Raw genomic sequence first — 23,574 nt, 5'->3', positions numbered from 1 at the left:
ATCATCTTAATTGAAGAGTTTCGAGGGCCGTATAAATGCAAAAGCAGACATTATCATGGTGTTGGTCACAACCGGGTAAACCTGATGAGTTAGAGCTTACTCATACTGCGATTCCCTATTTGGAAGACGATCAGGTATTGATTGCCAATAGTGTTACCGGATTAAATCCGGTGGACTGGAAATTTATTGAGCAACCTTTTGATTTATGGCAACGCGGCCATGTTCCAGGTGTTGATGGAATGGGGGTTATCATCGCGAAAGGTTCGCGGGTAAGTCATTTGCGTATTGGAATGCGGGTATGTTACCACACGAATTTGCGCACCAATGGTAGCTTTAGTCACCATACTGTGGTGTCAGCGAAAGCGGTTATTCCGGTTCCTGATGGCGTTAGTGATGAAGCTGCTGCTGCATTGCCTTGCCCCGGACTGACGGCGTGGCAAGCGATGAAAAAGGTGCCTGAACTCAAAGGAAAACGAGTGTTAGTTAGCGGGGCTGGTGGTGCAGTAGGTTCTATTCTTACCCAGTTGCTTATCCGTCAGGGAGCGTTAGTTTATGCAACAGCCAGTTCAATTAACCATGCCCGTTTGGGGCATTGGGGTGTAATTCAATCTTTTGATTATAAGGATGATGACTGGCGACAGCAGCTAAGGCAGCAGTTGGGTTCCCATGCACTACATGCAGCATTTGATTTAGTCAGTGGTGAGCATGCCGCTACGTTGGGTGCATTGTTGGGGTATTATGGTCATCTGGTTTGCGTACAGGATCGGCTTGAGCATTCTCCGGTAGGTTCATTTACGACCTGTATTTCTCTGCATGAAATTGCGTTAGGTGCGATGCATCAGCACGGTAGCGATACCCAATGGGCCGATTTGGTGGCTGCGGGGCAATCGCTTCTGGCTGATATTAGTCGTGGGGCGCTGGTATTACCTAAATTTCAGTTAGGAAGCTTTGAACAATTACCTGAAAGTCTGACCGAGCTGAAACGTAATGACAGAGCAATTAAATATTTGATTCAGAATTAGCATATTATGGAATTAATTTTTTTAGGTACCGGTGCCGGTACGCCAAGTAAAGAGCGAAATGTAAGTAGTCTGGTACTTAACTTGCTTAGTGAACGCAACAGCTTTTGGATGTTTGATTGTGGAGAGGGGACTCAGCATCAGATTTTGCACTCTTCCATAAGAATTGGTCGTTTAGAAAAAATTTTTATTACGCACCTGCATGGAGATCATATTTTTGGTCTGCCGGGGCTGCTAAGTAGCCGCTCAATGGCGGGTTCTCAGGATCCGTTAACACTATATGGCCCTCCTGGCATTAAAGCGTTTGTGGAGACGGCATTGAATCTCAGTGGTTCTTATTTGACTTATCCATTGGAGATTATAGAGATTCAACCGGGTAAGGTAATGGAGGATCAACAGTTTTGCGTCACTGCATTACCGTTGATGCACGGTATTGAAAGTTTTGGTTATCGAATCGAAGAGGCGGATAAACCGGGTACACTCAATGCTTCTCGCCTGTTGGCTGATGGCGTACCAGTTGGCCCTGTTTTTCAGCGTTTGAAAATGGGGGGGCAGGTTCAGTTGGATGATGGAAGAGTGATTAACGGTCAGGATTACCTTGGTCCAGCTCAAAAGGGGCGAGTGTTAGCCATATTTGGTGATACCTCTCCCTGTGATAATTCCTTAGTATTGGCCAAAGATGCCAATGTAATGGTTCATGAAACGACACTGGAAGCATCAATGGCCGAACAGGCCAATAGCCGGGGGCACTCTACAACTCAGCAAACGGCAGAGTTAGCAAAAGCGGCCGGAGCTAAACGTTTAATTATTACTCATTTCAGTGCTCGTTATGGTATGGAAGAGAGCCAGCGTTTACTGGTTGAATGCCAGGAAATATTCCCACAAACTGAGATGGCCAGTGACTTAGCGATATTCACACTTTAGTTAATTTATCCGGTATCTGTCATGAAGATACCGGATACGCTCAACCAGTAGAATATGTAATTGTTTTATTATTTATGACATATTAATGAACATGACTATATGAATAGGAGTGTTTATTGCTCTGGTCTAATGAGTGTTTTTAAGATCTTTAATTAATTTTTATAAATGCAATGCGTATCCAATTTGTTATTTATGAACTTTATTTAATATGCTTGTTTAGTAAAATAATGCTCAGATTAACAAATCTATAAAAATAATTTATTTTGTGGTTTATGATAGGTGAAAATATTTTATTAGTTGGTAATATTCTGCATTCTAATATAAATCAGAGAATGCTATGTACAGTAAATTGGTTGTGTCATTAGCTGAGCACCCCCAGTACTTTGATGATGTAATGGAGTGGTGTTATCGGGAATTCTGGGAAGGTCCCAGAACGGATAGTTTTGAGCTTAAAGAGTTTTTGAGTGAACATCTCAAGAAAAATAAAATTCCCTGTTCTTTAGTTGCATTATGTGACGGGAGGCCTGTAGGCTCTGTACACCTGATGGAACGAGAACATGATATTAATCCCTTTTTCCCTTGCCTGAGCGGCCTGTATGTTCTGCCCGGATATCGAAAGCTTGGTTTTGGTTCAATGTTGATTGAAAATGCATTAGAGCGGGCACGTATTAATGGTTTTTCGAATGTCTATTTGGCAGCAGATGAGAGTATTACTTATTATGTTTCTCGGGGCTGGACAGTGATCGCACCTGATGAACAAAGCGATCTCTATATTATTTCAAGACCAAGTCGTATGCCTTTCTTTCCGGCGAGTCCCAATATGCTACATTAATTTAATTAAATTATGACTAAATAATAGGCTGTTTATCTAATTTGGATGATATGGCTATTTTGTCGTTCATATTATTTCCAGACGGTTAGTGTTGTTAATAATATCAGGATGGAACTATCTGTTTAGATAAATTTCTTTATGATTAAAAACAATAGAGACGATAAGAGTTAAGATAATTGTTAATTATATTTAATTAATGTAATTCTGATGTATCACACAGATTGATACCATCATGATTGTCAACCGCTGGTCTTTAACATTATAATAAAAACACTGTTCCAATTTTTCTGAAACGAATACCAGCATAAGGTGGCAACCAAATGGCCGCGGATGATTTAGATAAACAACCAGACTCAGTCTCATCGGTACTGAAGGTTTTTGGTATATTGAATGCGTTAGGTGAAGAGCGTGAGATGGGTATCTCCGAGCTGGCTCAACAGGTAATGATGTCGAAAAGTACGGTATATCGTTTCCTGCAGACCATGAAGACATTAGGGTATGTTACGCAAGAGGGGGAGTCTGACAAATACTCTCTTACTTTGAAGCTATTTGAACTGGGTTCAAAGTCATTACAGAATGTTGATTTGATTCGTTATGCTAACGTTCAAATGCGCGAAATATCTAAACAAACTAAAGAAGCTATTCATCTTGGCGCTTTGGATGATGATGCTATTATTTATATTCATAAAATTGATTCTTTGTATAACCTGAGAATGTACTCACGTATTGGCCGTCGTAATCCAATTCATACTACAGCGATTGGTAAAGTACTGATGGCATGGAGCGATCCTCAGGAAGTTCAGGAAACGCTAAGTAAGATTACTTTTACTCGTAGTACCGATAATACCATTCTGTGTGCTGAAGATTTTATCTCTGTGTTAGAGCTGGCTAAACAGCAAGGCTATGCCGAAGATATTGAAGAACAAGAAGAAGGATTGCGTTGTATTGCAGTACCAGTATTTGATCGTTTTGGTATTGTTACCGTTGGTTTGAGTATCTCATTACCAACAATTCGTTTTTCTGAAGAGAATAAGCCTGAAATTATTAAGATGTTGCACGATGCTGCTCGTAATATTTCTTCGCAGATGGGATATCACGATTATCCATTTTAAGTTTTGGTAATAAGGGGCTCTGGCCCCTTTGTTATTGATATCAATCACACATTATTTTGCGAAACATTATCCACTTTCAAACGTATTAATTACTCTACGCAACAAAAGTCAGACGCCAGACAAAGTTTTTTGTCGTATATAAGTGTACATTTCAACCGGATTTTTGGAAAAATAACTTTATATCAATCGGATATTACTCTCTGACAGGATTCGGTTTATGAAATTGAAATGTGCAGTTATTGATGATTTTCAGAATGTCGCTTTATCTATGGCCGACTGGTCCCCATTGCGCGATCGAGTTGATGTATTTTCACTCTCTCAGCATATTTCTGATGAACAGGAACTGGTAGACAGAATTGGTGACTGTGAAATTGTTATCATCATGCGGGAACGTACACCGTTTACCAGGTCACTATTAGCAAAATTACCTAAACTGAAACTGTTGATAACTTCGGGTATGCGTAATGCCGCTATTGATGTGAAAGCGGCAACGGCTCAGGGAGTCACCGTTTGTGGAACGCCAAGCGGTTCTGAGCCACCGATGGAACTGACCTGGGCGCTGATTTTGGGGCTGGCTCGACATATCGTGCCCGAGAATAATGCATTTCGGCAAAATGGGCCATGGCAGAGTACCGTAGGCGTTACTCTCAGTGGTAAACGCCTTGGGCTACTGGGGTTAGGTAAAATTGGCGGGCGGGTCGCTCAGGTTGCCAAAGCATTTGGTATGGAAGTTTCAGCCTGGAGTCAGAATTTAACGGCTGAACGGGCGAGTGAGGTTGGTGTTGAATTAGCACCATCAAAAGAGGCTTTACTGGAAAACAGCGATTTTGTATCCATTCACTTGGTTTTGGGGGAGCGTTCCCGGGGATTAATCGGTGAATCTGAGCTGAATAGAATGAAGTCAAAAGCATTTCTGATCAATACTTCTCGGGCTGCAATTGTCGATCACAACGCGCTTATTGATGCTTTGAGTCATCAGCGTATTGCTGGTGCCGGGCTGGATGTGTTTGAAATAGAACCGTTACCGGAAGGCGATATTTTGCGAACCCTACCAAATGTACTGGCAACACCTCATTTAGGATATGTTTCTGACAGTAACTATCAGGGATATTTTCAGGGGGCGGTTGAAGATATTCTCGCTTATCTTGCGGAAAAACCGATTCGCCAATTGATTTAAGTTTAATTAAGCATTTTTCTACAAAACGCCCCATGATTTATTATGGGGCGTTTCTTTTTAACAACTGTCCATCCTTTTAGGATGCTTTTACAACGCTTTGATTTTCACGAATGCAGTTTTTAATCAAATAGTTAATTTTCAATTATTAGCCAGGGTCAAAAAAAGGGTGGTCTCTGTTACTCACTGATAGATGAAAGATTTGTGACTGGTGTATACTCGGGGCAGGCAATATTCTATTTAAGTTATGCAGAGTTGGAGGCTGAATGATAAATAATAATAAATCGGATGAAAAAGTGACAAAAGGCGCAATTATTACTCAGGAAATATTGGACACTTTAGCCGAACAATGTGCAGCAAAGTATGCTGCGGTAAAAGACCAGATTTCTCTTACCGATGAAATTAGTGATGAGACGTTACGTCTGATTGGGCCGACAACTAATGACATTGCCGAAATCTGTGTGATTAACGTCTATCAGGCTCGTTATTATTTGCTGAAGCTGATGGAGGAAGGACGAGTATTAAAGACCGGAGTGAAAAAAGGCTACCCATTACACTGGTGGTTGATTGGGGCCGATAAGTAATATGGTATTTTTTCTTTAAGGAAATTAACATCAGGGATGAATTAAGAGTACGAAGGTAGGCGCACAATTATTGTTTTCTGTTATCTGAAAGTATATTTATTTAATATCCACTCAGGTTTTTCTTATCTGTCTTCAATTGGTTAGTTTTATTTTTCCATGGTATGTTCACTAACTTTTATTGATTAACCTATTTTACTTAACCGCATGTTCGTGGTGGTAACGCAATCCATATCTATCTGGCTATAATCAGTTATTATCGATAAATATCTATCCATAAAGGGTGGCATTGATGTCCATCAGTCTATTCTCTGTTTTTATCACGCCCGCTATCGGGGCTTTATCCGGCATCCTGCTGAGTTCAATTGCTATGGCAACACAAATTTCTGATAACCGAATATTCGCTAAAAGCGGCGATGTGATTCAGGTGCGCCTCGATGAGCTACATCCGACACAGATTGCCGTGGGTAAGTTGCAGATTGCCGGTGATTTAGATGACTATGCGAGAAAGCCTGAAAAGCTATTTGCCGATCTGTGTAAAGTTCAGGGAGCGGGTAAGCTGGAACAGTATAATCAATCCTCCTCACCAAAGGATCCCTTGTCATATCGTTGTTTGTTAACCCCAGGAACCGATAAATCGGCAATGAATACTGTTGATATTGGCCCAGGTGGAAAAATTTATCTGACCGATGGGCATCATGCTTTTAATAGCTTTTGGGAAACCAGCGGTGGTGATATCAGTTTAAGTGTACTGGTGGGGGAAAACTTAAGTCATGATACTAAAGGAAACCCTGTTACTCAGCTTCAATTTGAACAGAAGATGGCCGCGCTAAAACATTTTTTACCCATTGACGCGAAAGGTCATCCTGTGGCGTTTTCACAATTACCATCATCACTTGGATTGAAACTATTTCAGGACGATCCCTGGCGTTCAATGCTCTACTATTTAAGGGGCATCTCTTATGATAAGTCGGATAGCAATTTGAATCCGAAAACCGGCAAACCTTATCCGGAAGTCCCATTTTTGGAGTTTTATTGGGGACAGTATTTAAATAGTAAAATGAATTTAAGTCAGTACTCACTATCAGAACTGGATGGATACATTAATGCATTGAAAGATGCGGCTCAAATAATGACCGAATTACCGCCAGAACAGTTAGTAGGAGATTCTGGAAAGAGTGCGGCTGAGTTGGGCAAGCTGGATAAGGTACATAAGAAAAAACTGAAGAAGCTGGCAGAACCAGACTCTAAACTGGCGAAGGCTCTGACTTATCAGATGTCTCATCAACAATAATCTCTGGTCTATCTGGTTCGGTGTAACCAGGCATGGCTCCACTCTTCGGGATTACCTGGATAATCAAGGGATAATGCCTGATTAAGAGCATATAGCGTAGGTGAGGGTAAGTCCCCCGGTTCTTGTAACTCTTCAGAACTAAGAACCTGTGACGGAGAACCATCATTTACAATTTTCCCACCGGACAAATGTATGACACGGGAATAGTGACGAGCAACAAAATCCAGGTCGTGGCTGATCGTTAGAATAGTGGTTCCGGACTGTTTGCAAGCGGCTAGCCACCTCTCAAATACGCTGAGCCAGTGGGCATCAAAATCACGGCTTGGTTCGTCTAATAGCAATAATGGCGGTGATAAAGCGGCCAGGCAGGCAACGGCAACCATTCTTCGCTGACCGGCATGGAGATCTAACGGATGTTTGTCTGCCAGCTCGGTAAGTTCACACTGTATCAACGCTTGTTTTGTGTATTGCTCTATTTGTTCTTGAGTCAGCTTACGTTGTTTTAAGCCAAAGGTGATTTCATCTTTGACACTGCTATGAAATATCTGCTTTTCGGCTTCCTGAAACAGAATGCCAATACTCATGGCTCTCTGTTGGGCTTTTTGCTGTGAAAGGTCTAAGCCGTTTAATGTAATCAGACCTTCATCTGCTTTTAGTAAACCGGCTGCCAGACGTAATAGCGTTGATTTTCCTGCACCATTATCGCCAACCAGAGCGACATGCTCTCCCTGATTCAAATTTAAGCTGAGGTTATTCAGACAATATGCTGATGCCTTTGGCCAACGGAACGAGACATTATTAAAGGTCAGCATACTGCTCCTTAAATGCACTGATAAGTTCACTTTCTGTGCGAGGGAACTCGCCTGACCAGGCATGATGAGTTGAAAGTAATTGAACGACTTGCCAGGCATCGGGGGCATTAATCTGAGTCATCGCTATTTGAAAAACTTGTGAGATAGAGCCCTGGATCAGCGTTTGGCCATGTTTAAGCACTAAAGCCTGAAAACAATATTTTGCAGCGGGTAAAAACGCTCGCTCAAACAAAATAATTTTGCACCCGTAATGTAGGGCATAACTTCTGAGTTCTGATAGCAACTGAGCTGTGGCCTTGGGGGTTAATCGGCTGAAGGCTTCATCCAGCAATAGTAATTTAGGTCGCATTGCTAAAGCGCAAGCCAGAACTACTCGTTGAGCCTCTCCGCCCGAAAGCGTTGATGGATGCCTTGTACGTAGATGTTGGCTATGGGTAATGTTTAATGCTTCATTAATGCGTCTCAGAATTTCATCGGGCGGTAGAGCTAAATTCTCAGGTCCAAATGCAATCTCTTCTTCAACGCTGAATGTACAACCCGAAAGTTGGAGCAGTGGTGACTGTTGAATTAATTGTGTCTGTGCGGCATGTGTTGATAATGGGGTTTGCCCGATATCTTGGCCAAATATTTGTAGCGTGCCGTTCAGGTTGCCGGTTAGTTGTTCCGGGAACCATCCTGCCAGTAGTTGGGCCAGCAAACTTTTCCCGCTGCCGTTACCGCCATAGATAACAAAAAAGGGATCGTCTGGTAATGTAAAGCTCAGTGGGCCTAGCAGAGGTTTGTCTTCTCCACGTGGAGTAAAAGTGACATCTTTTAAGGTAACCACCAGAAATACCCCCCAATTTGAATAAAACAGAGTAGAAGTAAAGCGTAGCGGATTATCTGCTGTAGCCGACTGTCTGGCGGTGCCCACAATGTTGTTCGATGAGCATTCGTTCTGAAAGCTTTCATATCCAGTGCTGCACCGCGAATTGCCAGTTCATTAATTGCATTACTGGTTAATGGTAGCAGCAGGGCTGGAATGGCTTTCAATCGTTGATGCCAATTGCCATCCAGAGGAATTCCCCGGGCTAATTGCGCATCTCTTATGGTGTGTAACTGTTGGCGTAATTGTTCAACGATAAGTAATGGCCCTGCTAAAACATAAGCGAAGCTGATGGGTAACCGGCTGGAAAATAGTGCTCGTACAAACTGGCGAGTGGGAACTTTTTCTAACCAGATTTGGGCGCTACTGATAATTGCTAATAGTTTTAACCAGAGCGCTGTAGCCATTGGCATTCTTTGCTGGTTCAGAGGTGTTCCATTTAGCCAGTGTGCCAACCAGCCGCTGTGCACCAGCCATAATCCTAACCCCATAGGAACCATAAACCATACCACATAGCGCCAGCGGTGGCGGGTATCTGGCAATATCAAAAGCAGGGCAAACAGACTTGCACTGCAAATTAATAAGGTATACCCCAACGGTAAAAGTAGAGTCGTCAGGGCTAACCATCCCCATAACATTAATGAGGTAAATGGGTGCATATCAGCGAACTGCTGCCATATTAGGGAAGCTGTTATGTGTTCTTTGCGGTAGTCCCCTGACTAATAACCAGGCAATGATGGCGGTCAGAATTTTATCAACCAGATTTACACCAATGACCGTAATAGCAACTGACTCAACTAAGTTTTGTCCTACGGCATTGATATAAGCGACAAAGAAATCGGCACCACTACCGGTAGCGCCACCAAACAGGTAAGTACGAATAGGTACTGCAATTAGTGTTAACGCCAATGTAATAACGATACCCGAAACGATAACTTTAGGTAATGAGCGAAACCAGCCAATGCGAGCCATAATGCCGCATACCAGGCCAATCACCATGGCAACAGGAGCAAAGGCCGCAGCAATCGGACCGGAAATTAATCCCCAAAGCAAATTAGTCAATAATCCAGTAAACATCGCAGCCCAGGGGCCAGCTAAAAGTGCGCAAAGCATTGTGCCTATTGAATCAAGGAAGATAGGCAACTTGAGCATGGAAACAATTTGTCCACCAATCATATTGATTGCAATAGACATAACCATAAGAACCAGGGTACGGCTGGAAACGGCATTACTTGCCATGAAAACCTCGATGATGAATTAAATCGAAAATTATAGGTATTATTACCGGTTATTAATAACCAGTTCTTCATAACCGGAATATGAACAAGGCTGACGGCTGAAACGTAATTGCTCCAACTCTCCCAGAACTAATTCCAGTGTGGTTCTTACCGTACATCCAGGCATGACATGACCGCCAGTAACTTTTCCCATCCGATCGGAAACCGATAAATGTAGATGTTCCCCCTGTTGTTCAAGGGTGCCTATCAGCGAAACAACTTCAAATTTACCACTGAATAGTGTTGTGTCGGACTCTCCGGCAAAGCGCAGTGCTACATCCGTCAGGCTTCCCACACATCCGGCAATAAAAGCGGCCTGCAGATTTTGTTCAACAATAAATGTTTTTAGCGTGCTTAATAACTCTTGGCCGGGGTAGAGGCGTAAAGCAAAAAAGCGTGCATTCGAGTAGGAGCTAATTTGATGATTCATAAAGCATTCACCTGGTGTCTCACCTGTGTTAGTGATGGCTAACATACTTCAGTTTTCTGGAAACGAACATATGATAGCGTTATCTGTAAAAGATAGAAGAGATGAAGCAAGAAATCACCAGATCCGGGCAGTTGATATACTGAGGCTGCGGAAAGTTTGCCAGATAGGCAGAAATCTTCGATGTAAAAAAGTAAACAAGAAGCAAAACAGTGGTAGAACCCAAATGGTTACAAGCTGAAATCCATAAAAGTAAATTTGCAGTATCTACTTTTATTCTGTCCCTCTGCCTGAATTGCGTTACTATCGAAGCAATAACAAAGAGAGTTACTCTTTTAGGCCAAATAACTCAAGCATAAGAGATTCAATATGGAAAACCTTGTTTGCTACAAACAGCTGCCCCGTTGGAACAGCGAAACCTTGCCAGCCATGTTCAGGGAAAAACATAATACTCAACAAGGAACCTGGGCAAAATTGACGTTGTTTAAAGGCGAGATGACATTTGCTTTTTTAACGGGTGATGGTGAAGTTATTCGTAACGAGCAATTTTCTGTACAGCGCCAACCTGGACTGATTCAGCCACAGGAGTGGCACAAGATTGTTAGCTGTTCACCGGATATCGAATGTCAGTTGGATTTCTACTGTCAGCCAGAAGACTATACCAATAAGAAGTATGGCATGACGAAAACACATTCTGAAGTGCTTAATGCGACGCGTTACGTTACACCTTGTAAGGTACTGGATTTAGGATGTGGCTCAGGCAGAAATTCCCTCTACTTAAATAAGCTTGGCTTTGATGTCAGGGCATTAGATAAAAACGAGCAGAGTATCGGAGCGCTTCAGGAGATTATTCATTCTGAATCATTAAGCGGTATTCAGGCTGATGTTTTCAATATCAATGAGCAGAAGATTGATGATGTATATGGTTTTATTCTGTCTACCGTCGTATTTATGTTTTTAGAGCGAGAAAGAGTACCTGCCATTATTAAAAATATGCAGGATAAGACTGAAAGTAATGGTTACAACCTGATTGTTTCTGCCATGTCGACGGAAGACTACCCTTGCTCAGTACCATTTTCATTCACCTTTTGTCAGGGAGAATTGAAAGATTATTATCAAGATTGGGAAATTATTAAATACAACGAAGATGTAGGAGAACTGCATAAGACCGATAATGACGGCAATCGTATTAAGCTGCGTTTTGCGACACTATTGGCGAAGAAAATTGCCTGATTTTTCATCACACCATCTGCTTTTTACTTCGGGCACGAATAAAAAGAATAGGGTAAGCTGAGTGGTAACTCGATACAGGGCCATGATTCATGTAAATGTGGCAGAGGATGCTTAAAGCTGCCTGTAGTTTTTTGTTAGAATCATTCAGATTCTCAATATGATATGGGGGAAACATGCGGGTTAAATTGTGTTTAAGCCTTGCGGCGGCATTAATGTTGGTAGGTTGTTCCAGTACAAATACGTTAAGCGGTGCTGGTCAGCAAGTCAGAATTGTTGATGAGCAGCCAGGTGCTGCATGTCAGTTATTAGGCTCAGCAGAAGGAAGTCAGAGTAACTGGTTGTCTGGTGCCAATAGCGAATATGATTCAGTGGCCAGTGCAACCAATGATCTGCGTAATAAAGCGGCAGCCATGGGTGGAAATGTTATTTATGGCATCACGGGGCAAGGACAAAGCTTCTTATCTGAATTTGTTCCACTGGACAGTAAAGTCAGTGGGCAGGTTTATCGTTGTCCAAACTGATTTGCTGGTGATTTCAGCTCCGGCGTATACCGGAGCTGAAGTTGTTTAGCTTATGAGTATTTTCTTATATTGTTCAGCCATAACGTCAGATGATAAATTTCTATTAAAATCATCAATAATTGCGTCAGGATGAATACCAAGACTTTCGTTAATCAGGTGGGAGAAAGCGGGAGTATCATTGAAATCACATATGCTACCAAATGCTTTGCTCAGTGAAATAACCTCCTGATGCGGTGGTATTTTCGAAAGAAGACAAGGAATACCCACCGATAGGGCTTCCAGAACGGCCATCGGCAGGCCTTCAAATTTGGAGTTTGATACAAAAATATCACTGTTAGCTAAGATGTCTGCGATATCATTTCTCTGACCGTAAAAAATCACTCTGCGATCGGAATAAATTAGCGAGTCACTTAAAGGCCCTGAACCTACAATACTCAATTCAACATCCTGACGTTCAATTTTTATAAACGAATCAATAAGCTCCCTAACGCCTTTCCTGTCATTAAGTACGCCAACATAAACTAACTTAATTTTATCACCGTCAATATGACTACTTTTAATCTTCGGCACTGAAGGTGATACACCATTTCTTATGGCGATTGTATTCAGATGATATTGGTGCTTAACGTAGTGACCAACACTTTCTGATACACAAATAACATTCATTTTTTTCAGAGCACGAACGTGCAGAAATGTCATCAAAGATGACTTATAGCCATATGTGTAGCGATAATCCGGTCCGATATAATTATGCAAAATAGAATATATCTTGCTGGATAATTTCTTATGAACCAGTGAAATCGAGATGTCAGCTCTTATTCCTTGAGAGATAACAGTATGGTAGTCATTTTCAGTTATAAACTGATAAAGCTTATTTTTCAGAACGAAGTAGTTGTGGCTATTATCATTAAGTGAATAAACGGGTAAGCCAAGTTGTTTAAAATCATTACTACGTGAACTATTAATATCTAATGGGGAAAGAGATAAAATTTCAACGTTGAATGATTCCCTGAATATATTGGATGAGACTAATTCATAAAGCTGATTAGTCGGTCCACCTCGTTGTAATGACGAAGTAATAAATAGTATTTTATTAATCAAACTGCGCTTTCCATTCATTGATTGCTGAAAATGGTATTGTTAGCTGAAGTTCAACGTGCTGATTAAAAATATCAACATACTCCGAAACAGTTAAGTTTCGGGGAATTACTGTCAAATTAAAATCTTTTCTTTTTTCTTCGGCACGGTTATCGACGGAGATAATAATGCTTCTTCTCATTTTCTGTAGTGCACGGATCCCTGCATGCAAGCGAGTACCAATATAGTCCAAAGAAAGAGAGCTTAATAATATTTTATCAAAATCAGACAAATTTGCTGGTATAACTTTTATTCCATCTAAATGTCGACCAAATGTTTTAAAATATTCATAGTCTTGTGAACCTTGTACCCAGAAATAGACATCCTGATAACTCTCTTTCAAAGCCTGAATAAGCGTTAAATCTTTATCATAATCCTGGCGATAGTCTGTGAGTGTGAAAACGACATTTTCCGCTTTTGAGGTTGGTATTTGAGCACAATGTTGTTCAGTGAGATCCCACATAGTAGGGCAAGAAGTATTGATAACATTTTTTACCCCTGCCTTTTTGAGTTGACTTTCGGTATAAGAGTCACGGACGGAGTGGAGATGGTTGGCTGATAGCATTCTTCTTAATAACAGTGAAGTATAAGTATCAGGATGTTGTTGATAGTTACCCCAGCCAACCCCCAAAGTGATCACTTTTTTCATTAATAAAGAGTTTATTAGTCCTATATTCCACTGGCGATGTATAAGCATTGATGAATTTAGACAGTTAGTACCACAAAGAAAATTAAGACTAATCTCTTTTTGCCTTTTGAAACCAACCCGAGTAATTCTTTCATGTGTCGGGAAATGTATTTTTTGTGATAAAGGAAACGTGGACTCAAGACGTTTTATGGCTGAGTCCATAATAATAAAGTCACCGACATTCATTGAGCAAATGCTGGTGTCTAAAATGCCTATTTTATTGGTCAGATTGTCTTGTAGCACAAGTAAAGTCCCTATTTTTGTAAAAGAAGTAGATGTAAAATACTGAACATACAAGACCGTTAATAAGTATTAAGTATGCCAGGAAATTAGATGAATTTTTATCTAATAATAGTGAAGATAAAGCTGTAATTGCTAATGCAATAAAGTTGGAAATAAAAACTTTAAAGTGAAATCGTTTTATTTTTAAATAAAACGATTCGAATTTAAATAAACCAATAATGGGCTGATGCAAACATAATATTAATAAGATGTTGAGATTAACTATGTCTTCAGAAATGAAAATGTAATAACCGAAAAACAATAAAGTCATAAGTATGATAGAAATAATGAGACTATTCTTATAATAAGAAATTCTTATTTCTGATATCTTTTCTATTGCATTAATAATGAAGAGTTCCCGTAACTGAGGCATAAGCTTATTTTCTATTGCTGAAAAATAGATGGCCATAATACCTGCGAGACTAAGACATAATCGAGTTGTTACGATACTTTCATCTGCCACAGTATGGCCAAAGTAAATGAATAAGCCTTGAGTTGCCAGCCAAAAACATATCATAGAGCTCATAGACCACTTTCCGAGTGACCAATAGTTGATAAGTTTCTTTTGCCAGGAGCTATGATGAGTTACTAAAGAGCTCAGGTAAAAATCTCTGGTTAATAGCAAAATAGCACAGATGAATAAAGCCAGGAAAATAACTAATACACTAAGATAAAAAGTATAATTTTGTACGTTATTAATAAAAAGAATAAAGTAACTTATTGCTGTAAGAATGCAAAGAAAGCTTGTCATCATAGCAGCAAGTGACTCTTTATGAATAACATAGAGAGCCCTTCTTAAAAAATCATAAAATGGATAAAGTGTACCTAATGAAAATATTATTAAAACATCTGTAATACTTTCATTTTCAATATAATGAAATAGTGAAAGTATTGTACTTATCAATGTCGATACGATTAATGTTAACTTAATACTGAAGTTAAAATATTCATTTTGATGTTCTCCCTTTACACAAAAGATCCAAAATGGTGAAATAATAAGTGCAACAACCAGAACAAGTGAAAATGAAGATAATGAACTGATAATAATATATTTTACAGCTTGCTCAGTAACTAAGAATTTTGAAATAAAAAGAATAGTACCTACATTCAATAACGCGAATGCAAATTGGTCAATGTATTTATACATCGTATAAAGATGTTTTCTGATAAAATTCATCATTTCCTGATAGTCAGATAAAACAGAGTTAATTTAACGAAATCGTTTATATAGATAACCAAATAATGATGCGGGAAATAATCTCAAAATGAAATGAGATAATGTATAAAAAGAATCTTGTAATCCTAAACGTCTAAATCTGAATTGATATTTTACTCTGAGCTTCAATTCACTTAAAGCTTTATCAAAACCTCTTCTACGAAGTACAGTATTATTAGATTGTCGATAGTAAATTAACCCGGTATCAATATTTCCGAATCGAAATCCTTTACTGAGCAATAAGAACCAAAAAGCCAGATCTTCTGTCATAAAAGTATCTGTTGGATATCGCATGCCTGATTCAAAGACTGAACGTTTAAAAATTACGGTTGGATGCACAAATGGGCATCGATTAAATATTTTGTCAGATAGTTCTTCATGAGAAGAAAGAACCTTTTTGTAATTTTTAGAAAAATCAGAACCAAATTCATAACAACCACCACCAGAGACATCTATTTCAGGATGCTGCTCCATATAGGAGTATTGCAACGAAAATCTGTCTGCTACTGCGATATCATCGGAATCCATTCTTACAACATATTTTGCAGATGATTTTTCCAAAACCACAGCGATAAGATCGTTGAGTGTCATTGCTAACCCCATGTTCTTTTCCCTGCTACAAAAGGTTATTTTTGATTTATATTGGGTAATAAAATTATCGACAATGTTCTGAAGTTCACTTGGTATTGTGCCATCAGAGTAAAGAAATAAATGCCATGATGTATATGTCTGTTGCAATATGCTGTCCAGACATTCATTTAGGTACGATTCATTATCTTTTCCGTATAATGACATGATTATTGCAATATCATGACGTTCCATTCATCCATCCTCCTGATGAAATTTTTCTTTGCTAAACTGTCACTGTAGAAGACTATGAGAATATTATATTTGAATATGGACCAAGAACTTGTTTGATCTCTAGATTCAAACATAGGATTAGGGCATAAATAATAGAAAATAATATCATCATTGCCATTCTCTTTGAGGTGTCTTTTTGTGAAAGTAAAATTTGAACTATTAATATAGGTTCTATCATACTAAATATACTGGCAATTCTTGATGCAAAGACGGCTAAAGAAGAAAATGCAATTAAGAAGAATAGGGACAAGACATATGATGAAATTAAAATCTTAATCTTTGAATTTGTAATTTTAACAATATCATTCCAATATATAAAAACGATAAACATAAATATAAACTGTTTTATCGTTGTTGGATTAAATAGATCCAGTGAGTACACATACCCGGCGCTATCTAAAACATATTTTTGAATCTGGGCTGAGTTGGATAAATATATTGATGCATAAGATATAAGGATATTGGAAACATTACCTAGTGACATGACTATAGCAAGAAAAATAATAGCTATAGCCCGTTTTCTAGTGTTGATAACTTTACTAAACGGAATAATAATAATCGCTGCTAATGTTGATATATGAAAAAAGGACGATATTATTACAAGTAAGTAGAATAAATTATTTCTTTTATTATATAAAAAATAAAATCCAAGAAGAACTATTGCATAGGCTATGCCAGCGCGAATTTGAGTCATTTCTCTATAAAGATAGATATGACTAAAATATATTAATATACAAAATGAATAGAATCTTGAGAATTTATAATATGAAATAGAAATCAATAAAACAGATATTGCGGTTATAGAAGTAAAAATAAAATTCACATTTTCAGAAAACATCTTTAAAAATGAAACCAATAATGTAAATCCTGGTTCCATTGTAGAGCCTTTTATTTCATCAAATTTTATTTTAAATAATTCAGGTGTATTTCTTATAAAGGCTATATAGTTATAATCATCAGCGCCGACTCCTTTTCCTCGCATTCCTGATATTATTACAATAAAAAACAAAGTTATTATTACTATATTTAAAAGGTAGAGATTCCCTTTTTCATCACTTTCTTTCAATTTGCATTGAGCAAAAGAAATAAAAAAAAGAAGAAGGAATATTACGTAAAATATAAGTGTGTTATTCATATGGGAAGCTATAATTTATAGCGCTTACGTATAATCTTTAATTTCATTTTCAATATTATAAATAGTCTTTATATGTATTGTATTCATAACTATTTGAGCTTTTTCTTTCAAGGCCATTAAAGATGGCACCTTTTATTTTTATTCCATATTGCTCTAATCTTCTGATTGATGTTTTTAGATCTTTTAATGTTGTTTTTTGGAATCGGGTTACTAGCATTGATGTTCCTGCATACTTACCGACTATGCTGGCATCCGCAACAGCCAGAACTGGTGGTGTATCAATAATAATTAAATCATAGTTTTCATTTGCCCAAACAAGTAATTTGTTTAATTTCTCATTAAACAATAATTCTGATGAGTTTGATGGAGCCTCACCTCGGGAAATAAAATCTAAGCCATTGATTTTTATACTCTGAATGGCATCAGTAATTGATATTTGACCGGATAATAATTCCGAGAGCCCATTTTTTTCTCTTCCTTCTAATATGTAGTGAGCTTCACCTCGTCTCATATCACTATCAATAAAAAGAATTTTTTTCCCTGATTGGGCCATTACGGCAGCAAGATTGCAGCTAATAAACGTTTTTCCAACTTCTGGAGTGGCACTGGTAAACATTAATATTTTGTTAGATGCTTCAAACAAAGCAAAATGTAATCCTGCCTGCAAATTTCTTATGGCTTCTACAGAAATATCCGTTGGATTATCAGTAACAAGCAAACTATTAGAACGCGGTTTTTTAGTACCTCGTTTCTTTAAAGTATTATTTTGGTTAATTAACCAAGTGGATACTGGTACAGTTGCATACACATTTATACCAAGGTCTTCTATGGTTTCTGTACTTTCAATACCTTGATTTAAAAATACTCGAGTTACAATAATACAGAATGAAACTAACATACCAAGCAATATAGAGGCTAATATTATTAAAACCTTCTTAGGTGCTATAGCTTTCGGTTGTGTTACTGCGGAATCTATGATTCTAACATTCCCGACTGTACTTGCTTTATTGATGCTTAATTCTTGCTGTTTGTTTAATAAGAGCATATAAACATCTTGTCCGGATTGTACATCTTGTGTCAGGCGTAAGATTTCTTGTTGCGTTTTAGGCATATCACTAATACGCTTATTCAGAATTTCTTTTTCCTTCTTTAATGTTGTTCTTTTTTCAAGTAATGCTCTATATGATGGGTGATCTTTTGTATATAACTTGGATATTTCAGCCTCATTTAACGTTAATTCTTTGAGTTGAGACTCTACAGAAACTATAGCATCCAGTGTAGATTTTGCTTCTAGGGGAAGATCTATTGAAACATTCTCCTGCCGGACTTTATTTAAATTATTTTCAGCCTCATCTAAATTAGCTTTAACCACAGAGATCTGACTGTTGAGAAAATCCAGGCTTTTAGCTGCTTCTTCTGATTTTCTAACAATATTTTGGCTTAAATAGTTATATGTAATGCTATTAAGTTCTTCTGATATTTTATTTTGATCCTCGCCTTCTAATGTTAATTGAAGAATACCGTTATCTTTGGTTTTATCAAAAACATCATATCTTTCAGATAAACTATTAATCGCCGAAAGCTCTGATAGTTTTTTTATTTCAAATTTAGCATTAGGTTCTGATTTGATACTATTTACAAGGATGGTGAATCCTGATTTATTGATTAAATCTCCTACGCGGCCTTCAATTTTCAGATCGTCAATATTGATTTCGTAACTATTTTCTGAAATTACTTTTAGTATGAATTCTTTATTTATCCATTCATCTGGTACTTCTAATTGAGTAATTGATATCTTATTTTTCTTTATATTAAATAGTTGAGAAAACTTTTTTCCAATACCCAAGAAATATTGGGGTTTAACTAAAATGTCTAAATTTAAATCTCTTACGGTTTTTCCCAAAATCATTCTTGATTTTAGCACTTCAATTTCTGGTGCTGATGAGGATTTATTATCTGGTAACATTTCAGATAATTTTCCAAGCATATTTGATGAAGATCTTTGTTCAATCTGAACTAATGCGTCTGCTTTATAAATAGGGGTTGCGGTAAAGGCGTAGAGTGTTCCACATACAGCAAATATTAATAAGGTTATAAAAATTAACCATTTATAGTCTAAAGCAATACCTAATAAGTAGGTTAAATCAACCTCATTATTTGTTATTCGTTTTTCATTTGAGAGTTCATGTTTTTCTGTCATGCTCATTTAATCTCTTGCTTTTATTTTAATTAGTTTTGTAAAACACTTACCCATCGTTTGGCAGAGTTTTCCAATTGTTGATAAACCAATTCAAATAGCTCTTTGCTTTTTCGATATGGATCTGCAATTTCTTGTTGATTAAACCAGTGGCCGAATAACAATGTTTTCCCCCTTATTTCCGGGGCTAACTTTGTTATCATTTCAATATGCCTTTTCTCCATTACAAGAATGAGGTCATATTGCCTGGACATCTGTATCGTGAACGGTTTTGATTTATGGCCTTCCAGCGATATACCATGCTTTGTTGCAATTTCGATTGCGGTATTGTCTGCTGGAGCATCGTTTGGTGCACCTAACCCCGCAGAGTGAACAATCTTATGAGGTAGATAGGTTTGTAGAAGTCGTTCGCCAATCGGCGAGCGGCAGATATTCCCCATACACACGACCAGAATAGAATTGAATTCTAGTTCGGCCATTGTTTTATCCAGCGAGTTGTTTCTGTCATGCTATTGATACTGGTGATTGTTGGGGCTAACTGACTAATAACTCTATTCCATCTGGCAATTGGCGCTGTTGTGACATAGACAATGTCATAGGGTTGTAACTGAAACTCAGTTCCTAACACTAACGCTGATGCATCTTTTGCATTTAGTTGATATATATTGGCTAATTTTTTTGATGTGCCAGCATTTTTAGTAGCGTCATTTGTTTCTAGTGGGCTAAATTGTAATGAGTCTTCATCGTTAACTTTTCCAGTAACAGTACTCATGTCGTTATTACCTTCGATATTGTTATTACGAATGGAGCGGATGACGAAAATGCCGCTGGCATCGCTCATGCTCTGATCTATTCCATCCGCATTACCGAGAGCTTCAGTTAATGTCATGCCACTGCGATCCATGCGTAATGTGCTTTGTTTCTTAACTTCCCCCATAACAAAGACTTTCAAATCGTCGTTACGAGGAACATACAAAATGTCACCATCATGCAATAAACGGTTTTGAGTTAGGTCGCCATGCTGCATTAAGGCATTTAGTGATATAGGATATTTATTACCGTTGCGCGTAAGTATTGCATTGTTCCAGTTAGCGTTTTCTGTAAGACCACCAGCCTGATTGAGTGCATCGATAATCGTTAGAGGGATATTGGTAATAGGTTGTTGACCTGATTTAGCGACTTCTCCTGTTACATAGGCTTTCTGAGCTCTAAACGCCGCTATGCTTACATCAACTTGAGGTGACTCAATATATTGTGAAAGTTGTTTTGTGATATCAGCACGAACCTGTGCCATTGTTTTATCCTTAACCGATAATTTTCCGATATAAGGATAGAAAATAGTACCATCGGACTGAACCCAGTTTCCTGTATCGCTGGCGCTTCGGTATTGGCCTGCGGGCGTCGTTAACTCAGGGTGATCCCATACAGTAACCATGAGGACATCACCAATACCGATGTGATATTGATAGCTTTGCAGTTCATTTTCTAATTGCGGATTAGATTGAGCAACAGCGGGATGAATGCGAACTTCATCAATTAACTGTGGCGTAATGCTATAGACATTAACCATTTGGTTAATATCAAAATTTTCATCTTCCTGTTCCTGAACCGTCTTATTTGAAATCGAAAGATGACTACCGGGTTCCAGGGTACAGCCGCTTAAAAGGGTCAGAGTTATTAGTGATGGAATTAATATTGATGTTTTCATTTTATTTACTGCCATAAAGTTGGAGCCAACATCAGAAATACGCTGGCAATCTGATAATTTACTATCGCCCGATTGTAGGTAAGTACATTGCTATTTAAATGAGATAGAAAGCTAATGTCACCTTATTGAAATTACTTCATATATTCATTTAGTTAGTATTATTATTTGAAACCTGTGGTTCTTTTTTTGTCCGCTGTTTAGGACTTGTTAATTGGAGTTTTCTCATTAAATTGAAATAGATGAAAAATACACTCAGAAACAAGAGGAGAGAGGTTATCTCTTTGATTTTAAATTGTTCTAATATGATACCTAATAAGGCAAGGAGTAAAGCGATAGTCACTATGATAAGAAGTGCCTGATGCGGACTTATTCCTTGATCCATTAGAATATGATGTAAATGCCCACGGTCTGGTTTAAAAGGGCTATTTCCCTGCAGAATACGGTTAAGCATCACAGTAACCATGTCCATTAAAGGAATGGCTATTAGCCATAGGCCCGTTACTGCAGCGATAACAGCATTATTACCTTGGGTTGCTAATAATAATAACCAAAGAATAGTAAAGCCGATTAGTGTGCTACCGGCATCCCCCATAAAGACTTTAAATTTCTTACCGAATGGAATACTTAAATTAAGTAATAGATATGGAATAATAATGGAGATCAGTGTAAGGCACCATATCGCTAAATTATTCTGATTGCCTAAATAAAAACTGATACTCAGTCCTAATAAGGAAATACATGTAAGCCCACCCAGTAGGCCATCAATGCCATCGGTCATATTAAAAGCATTAACTGATGCCCACATGGCAAATAAAGTAATAATGTACCCAATCTCGCCTAATATCAGAATATTATTAGGTAATAAATGGCCTAATGAATAGAGATAAGCTCCATCTATCATTAATAGAATGATAACCAAGGCCTGAATAATAATTCTGGGATAGACTGGTAAATCGAGACGGTCATCTAATATTCCTACAATAAGTAAAATTGATGCACCAATCAGGTAGGCCGTGCTATGTGGTAAATATTCATCTAAAAGGACATACATAATGCACATAGAAAGATAGATAGCAATTCCACCAACTAATGGAATATGTCCGTGATGTAGCTTACGGTTATTTGGCTTATCTACCAGACCGACTTGAATGGCAATAATTCGACTTATCAATAATATAATCAGGCAACAGGCTGATGCCGACAATAAAAAGAAAAACACAGAGTACCTTTAGCCCTTTTGCAAATTTGCAGGATTTAGAGCAAGCTACCGCCCATGACTTACAGCTGCCATTTTGCTGAATTAATTAAGTTGATAATTTATTTGATGCTATTTCATATATGAAAATAGATGGTTTCTATGGGTTAATAGAAACTATGCATCATATAAAATATGATAGTTAATGAAAGGAATATCCAGTGGGAATAAGCAGTGCATGACTTCCTGTCATTCTTCTATCTCTATTTTTTATCCATTTTGAACAATTATGAAACAACAAAGATGTTCATTGTTTTTCACTTGCACGATTGTATATACCGATTTGAATTTCAGTAATACGTATAATCGAATTCTAAAGGAGTAGATGGATTAAAGCAACGGGCAGTTATTGTTTGCTGGTTTTTAAATCCGTTTATATTCTCCTCATACTAATATTAAAAGCTCTGATATTAGTGAGTTGCGGCATTAGTCATTACTTGATAATCAATGCGATTGATTAAATCTAATAATATGATTGTAAAGAGTAACTGATTATAAAGTAATGAGTTTAATTAGGTTGTCGTGAGATTTTATGAGATTTTTTGAGCGTTTTAAGAAGAGAATGTCTTTTATAGGACTCAATAAATATAACCATTACAAAATTAGATGATGCGTCTGGTGGGTAATGAATGCGATTAAATTATAATTGATTAATTAATATAGTCAGAAATCGCTTCGCTCTTGTAATGACATTCTTACTTGTTACGCCGATGTAACTATTATATTAATAATGATTACACGAAATAATATTAATTTTAATTACAAATATTTTAAACTTTACAAAAGCAAAAACCCGCCAATAGGCGGGTTTTCTGAATTATGGTGCCCGGACTCGGAATCGAACCAAGGACACGGGGATTTTCAATCCCCTGCTCTACCGACTGAGCTATCCGGGCAACGGGGCGCATTAAACCGGATCTGCGCCTTATCGTCAATGGCTTTCTGTCTTTTAAACCGCAAATTCCGATCAACCGCTGTTTTTTCACTCGAATTCTATCGTTATGCCTAAATATTCAGCGAAATA

23 protein-coding genes and 1 tRNA gene are annotated in these 23,574 nt (G+C 38.0%); 9 read left to right on the top strand and 15 right to left on the bottom strand.

Going from position 1 to position 23,574, the window contains the following annotated elements; all coding sequences use genetic code 11:
* Positions 1-35 precede the first annotated feature (35 nt).
* The 7 genes from I2494_RS18835 (at position 36) to I2494_RS18805 (ending at position 6,936) form a co-directional block, all read left to right on the top strand.
* Positions 36-1,022: a zinc-binding dehydrogenase gene (locus I2494_RS18835; protein WP_218468500.1), complete on the top strand. Its 987-nt coding sequence runs from the start codon at positions 36-38 to the stop codon at positions 1,020-1,022.
* 6 nt (positions 1,023-1,028) lie between these two features.
* Positions 1,029-1,943: a ribonuclease Z gene (gene rnz / locus I2494_RS18830; protein WP_218468501.1), complete on the top strand. Its 915-nt coding sequence runs from the start codon at positions 1,029-1,031 to the stop codon at positions 1,941-1,943.
* 337 nt (positions 1,944-2,280) lie between these two features.
* Positions 2,281-2,775 (top strand): GNAT family N-acetyltransferase, encoded by a 495-nt coding sequence (locus I2494_RS18825; protein WP_218468502.1) that lies wholly within the window; start codon positions 2,281-2,283, stop codon positions 2,773-2,775.
* Between the two features lie 320 nt (positions 2,776-3,095).
* Positions 3,096-3,887, top strand: coding sequence for a DNA-binding transcriptional regulator KdgR (gene kdgR / locus I2494_RS18820; protein ID WP_218468503.1), 792 nt, complete (start codon positions 3,096-3,098; stop codon positions 3,885-3,887).
* A 217-nt stretch (positions 3,888-4,104) separates the two neighbouring features.
* Entirely contained in the window at positions 4,105-5,064 is a 960-nt protein-coding gene (locus I2494_RS18815) for a D-2-hydroxyacid dehydrogenase family protein (protein WP_218468504.1), read from the top strand.
* Between the two features lie 263 nt (positions 5,065-5,327).
* Entirely contained in the window at positions 5,328-5,645 is a 318-nt protein-coding gene (locus tag I2494_RS18810) for a FaeA/PapI family transcriptional regulator (RefSeq protein WP_218468505.1), read from the top strand.
* Positions 5,646-5,934: 289 nt separating this feature from the next.
* A complete protein-coding gene (locus I2494_RS18805; RefSeq protein ID WP_218468506.1) occupies positions 5,935-6,936 on the top strand; it encodes a ParB-like protein in 1,002 nt (333 codons plus the stop codon).
* Between the two features lie 8 nt (positions 6,937-6,944).
* Here I2494_RS18805 and I2494_RS18800 read toward each other — a convergent pair whose 3' ends face one another.
* The 5 genes from I2494_RS18800 to I2494_RS18780 are packed head-to-tail and all read right to left on the bottom strand — an operon-like array spanning position 6,945 to position 10,320.
* Positions 6,945-7,748: an energy-coupling factor ABC transporter ATP-binding protein gene (locus I2494_RS18800; RefSeq protein WP_218468507.1), complete on the bottom strand. Its 804-nt coding sequence runs from the start codon at positions 7,746-7,748 to the stop codon at positions 6,945-6,947.
* Positions 7,735-8,574, bottom strand: a complete 840-nt coding sequence (locus I2494_RS18795; protein ID WP_228351023.1) for an energy-coupling factor ABC transporter ATP-binding protein — start codon at positions 8,572-8,574, stop codon at positions 7,735-7,737. The genes I2494_RS18800 and I2494_RS18795 overlap by 14 nt, the downstream gene beginning before the upstream one ends.
* Complete coding sequence (locus tag I2494_RS18790; RefSeq protein ID WP_218468508.1) at positions 8,562-9,272, bottom strand: energy-coupling factor transporter transmembrane component T; 711 nt, start codon at positions 9,270-9,272, stop codon at positions 8,562-8,564. Before I2494_RS18790 ends, I2494_RS18795 begins: the two co-directional genes overlap by 13 nt.
* A 1-nt stretch (position 9,273) precedes the next feature.
* The gene (locus I2494_RS18785) at positions 9,274-9,852 is read right to left on the bottom strand and encodes an ECF transporter S component (protein ID WP_140921272.1); all 579 of its coding nucleotides are present in this window, start codon (positions 9,850-9,852) and stop codon (positions 9,274-9,276) included.
* Between the two features lie 42 nt (positions 9,853-9,894).
* Positions 9,895-10,320: a PPC domain-containing DNA-binding protein gene (locus I2494_RS18780; RefSeq protein WP_218468509.1), complete on the bottom strand. Its 426-nt coding sequence runs from the start codon at positions 10,318-10,320 to the stop codon at positions 9,895-9,897.
* A 366-nt stretch (positions 10,321-10,686) separates the two neighbouring features.
* Here I2494_RS18780 and tehB point away from each other — a divergent pair, with 366 nt between their 5' ends.
* Both tehB and I2494_RS18770 read left to right on the top strand, forming a co-directional pair.
* Positions 10,687-11,550 (top strand): SAM-dependent methyltransferase TehB, encoded by an 864-nt coding sequence (tehB, locus tag I2494_RS18775; RefSeq protein WP_218468510.1) that lies wholly within the window; start codon positions 10,687-10,689, stop codon positions 11,548-11,550.
* A gap of 173 nt (positions 11,551-11,723) precedes the next feature.
* The gene (locus I2494_RS18770) at positions 11,724-12,071 is read left to right on the top strand and encodes a DUF4156 domain-containing protein (RefSeq protein WP_218468511.1); all 348 of its coding nucleotides are present in this window, start codon (positions 11,724-11,726) and stop codon (positions 12,069-12,071) included.
* A gap of 45 nt (positions 12,072-12,116) precedes the next feature.
* Here I2494_RS18770 and I2494_RS18765 read toward each other — a convergent pair whose 3' ends face one another.
* The 10 genes from I2494_RS18765 to I2494_RS18720 form a co-directional block, all read right to left on the bottom strand.
* Positions 12,117-13,190 (bottom strand): glycosyltransferase family 4 protein, encoded by a 1,074-nt coding sequence (locus I2494_RS18765; protein WP_218468512.1) that lies wholly within the window; start codon positions 13,188-13,190, stop codon positions 12,117-12,119.
* On the bottom strand, positions 13,165-14,139 hold the full coding sequence (locus I2494_RS18760) for a polysaccharide pyruvyl transferase family protein (RefSeq protein WP_228351022.1): 975 nt from the start codon (positions 14,137-14,139) through the stop codon (positions 13,165-13,167). Before I2494_RS18760 ends, I2494_RS18765 begins: the two co-directional genes overlap by 26 nt.
* Positions 14,114-15,355, bottom strand: coding sequence for a hypothetical protein (locus tag I2494_RS18755; RefSeq protein WP_228351021.1), 1,242 nt, complete (start codon positions 15,353-15,355; stop codon positions 14,114-14,116). Before I2494_RS18755 ends, I2494_RS18760 begins: the two co-directional genes overlap by 26 nt.
* 33 nt (positions 15,356-15,388) lie before the next feature.
* Positions 15,389-16,216, bottom strand: a complete 828-nt coding sequence (locus I2494_RS18750) for a glycosyltransferase (protein WP_218468514.1) — start codon at positions 16,214-16,216, stop codon at positions 15,389-15,391.
* A gap of 52 nt (positions 16,217-16,268) precedes the next feature.
* Positions 16,269-17,390 carry an EpsG family protein gene (locus tag I2494_RS18745; protein WP_218468515.1) on the bottom strand — a complete coding sequence of 374 codons (1,122 nt, stop codon included), beginning with the start codon at positions 17,388-17,390 and terminating at the stop codon, positions 16,269-16,271.
* Between the two features lie 55 nt (positions 17,391-17,445).
* Positions 17,446-19,596 (bottom strand): polysaccharide biosynthesis tyrosine autokinase, encoded by a 2,151-nt coding sequence (locus tag I2494_RS18740; protein WP_321206125.1) that lies wholly within the window; start codon positions 19,594-19,596, stop codon positions 17,446-17,448.
* A gap of 23 nt (positions 19,597-19,619) precedes the next feature.
* Positions 19,620-20,066 carry an arsenate reductase/protein-tyrosine-phosphatase family protein gene (locus I2494_RS18735; RefSeq protein WP_218468516.1) on the bottom strand — a complete coding sequence of 149 codons (447 nt, stop codon included), beginning with the start codon at positions 20,064-20,066 and terminating at the stop codon, positions 19,620-19,622.
* A complete protein-coding gene (locus I2494_RS18730) occupies positions 20,054-21,310 on the bottom strand; it encodes a polysaccharide export protein (protein WP_218468517.1) in 1,257 nt (418 codons plus the stop codon). Before I2494_RS18730 ends, I2494_RS18735 begins: the two co-directional genes overlap by 13 nt.
* A gap of 133 nt (positions 21,311-21,443) precedes the next feature.
* Complete coding sequence (gene wecA / locus I2494_RS18725) at positions 21,444-22,514, bottom strand: UDP-N-acetylglucosamine--undecaprenyl-phosphate N-acetylglucosaminephosphotransferase (protein WP_228351020.1); 1,071 nt, start codon at positions 22,512-22,514, stop codon at positions 21,444-21,446.
* A gap of 856 nt (positions 22,515-23,370) precedes the next feature.
* A tRNA-Phe gene (locus I2494_RS18720) sits at positions 23,371-23,446 on the bottom strand.
* Between the last annotated feature and the right edge of the window lie 128 nt (positions 23,447-23,574).

The sequence above is a fragment of the Limnobaculum allomyrinae genome, assembly GCF_016649425.1.
Lineage (GTDB): Bacteria > Pseudomonadota > Gammaproteobacteria > Enterobacterales > Enterobacteriaceae > Limnobaculum > Limnobaculum allomyrinae.
This window is presented reverse-complemented; position numbering and strand designations above follow the sequence as displayed.

Bases quoted from the DNA above. Each gene is read 5' to 3' on its own strand.
- I2494_RS18770 (WP_218468511.1), top strand. From the start codon at position 11,724: ATGCGGGTTAAATTGTGTTTAAGCCTTGCGGCGGCATTAATGTTGGTA.
- I2494_RS18785 (WP_140921272.1), bottom strand. From the start codon at position 9,852: ATGGCAAGTAATGCCGTTTCCAGCCGTACCCTGGTTCTTATGGTTATG.
- I2494_RS18835 (WP_218468500.1), top strand. From the start codon at position 36: ATGCAAAAGCAGACATTATCATGGTGTTGGTCACAACCGGGTAAACCT.
- I2494_RS18810 (WP_218468505.1), top strand. From the start codon at position 5,328: ATGATAAATAATAATAAATCGGATGAAAAAGTGACAAAAGGCGCAATT.
- kdgR (WP_218468503.1), top strand. From the start codon at position 3,096: ATGGCCGCGGATGATTTAGATAAACAACCAGACTCAGTCTCATCGGTA.
- I2494_RS18750 (WP_218468514.1), bottom strand. From the start codon at position 16,216: ATGGAACGTCATGATATTGCAATAATCATGTCATTATACGGAAAAGAT.
- I2494_RS18745 (WP_218468515.1), bottom strand. From the start codon at position 17,390: ATGAATAACACACTTATATTTTACGTAATATTCCTTCTTCTTTTTTTT.
- I2494_RS18790 (WP_218468508.1), bottom strand. From the start codon at position 9,272: ATGCACCCATTTACCTCATTAATGTTATGGGGATGGTTAGCCCTGACG.
- I2494_RS18825 (WP_218468502.1), top strand. From the start codon at position 2,281: ATGTACAGTAAATTGGTTGTGTCATTAGCTGAGCACCCCCAGTACTTT.
- I2494_RS18780 (WP_218468509.1), bottom strand. From the start codon at position 10,320: ATGAATCATCAAATTAGCTCCTACTCGAATGCACGCTTTTTTGCTTTA.
- tehB (WP_218468510.1), top strand. From the start codon at position 10,687: ATGGAAAACCTTGTTTGCTACAAACAGCTGCCCCGTTGGAACAGCGAA.
- I2494_RS18740 (WP_321206125.1), bottom strand. From the start codon at position 19,596: ATGAGCATGACAGAAAAACATGAACTCTCAAATGAAAAACGAATAACA.
- rnz (WP_218468501.1), top strand. From the start codon at position 1,029: ATGGAATTAATTTTTTTAGGTACCGGTGCCGGTACGCCAAGTAAAGAG.
- I2494_RS18755 (WP_228351021.1), bottom strand. From the start codon at position 15,355: ATGAATTTTATCAGAAAACATCTTTATACGATGTATAAATACATTGAC.
- I2494_RS18730 (WP_218468517.1), bottom strand. From the start codon at position 21,310: ATGGCAGTAAATAAAATGAAAACATCAATATTAATTCCATCACTAATA.
- I2494_RS18805 (WP_218468506.1), top strand. From the start codon at position 5,935: ATGTCCATCAGTCTATTCTCTGTTTTTATCACGCCCGCTATCGGGGCT.
- I2494_RS18735 (WP_218468516.1), bottom strand. From the start codon at position 20,066: ATGGCCGAACTAGAATTCAATTCTATTCTGGTCGTGTGTATGGGGAAT.
- I2494_RS18800 (WP_218468507.1), bottom strand. From the start codon at position 7,748: ATGCTGACCTTTAATAATGTCTCGTTCCGTTGGCCAAAGGCATCAGCA.
- I2494_RS18815 (WP_218468504.1), top strand. From the start codon at position 4,105: ATGAAATTGAAATGTGCAGTTATTGATGATTTTCAGAATGTCGCTTTA.
- I2494_RS18765 (WP_218468512.1), bottom strand. From the start codon at position 13,190: ATGAATGGAAAGCGCAGTTTGATTAATAAAATACTATTTATTACTTCG.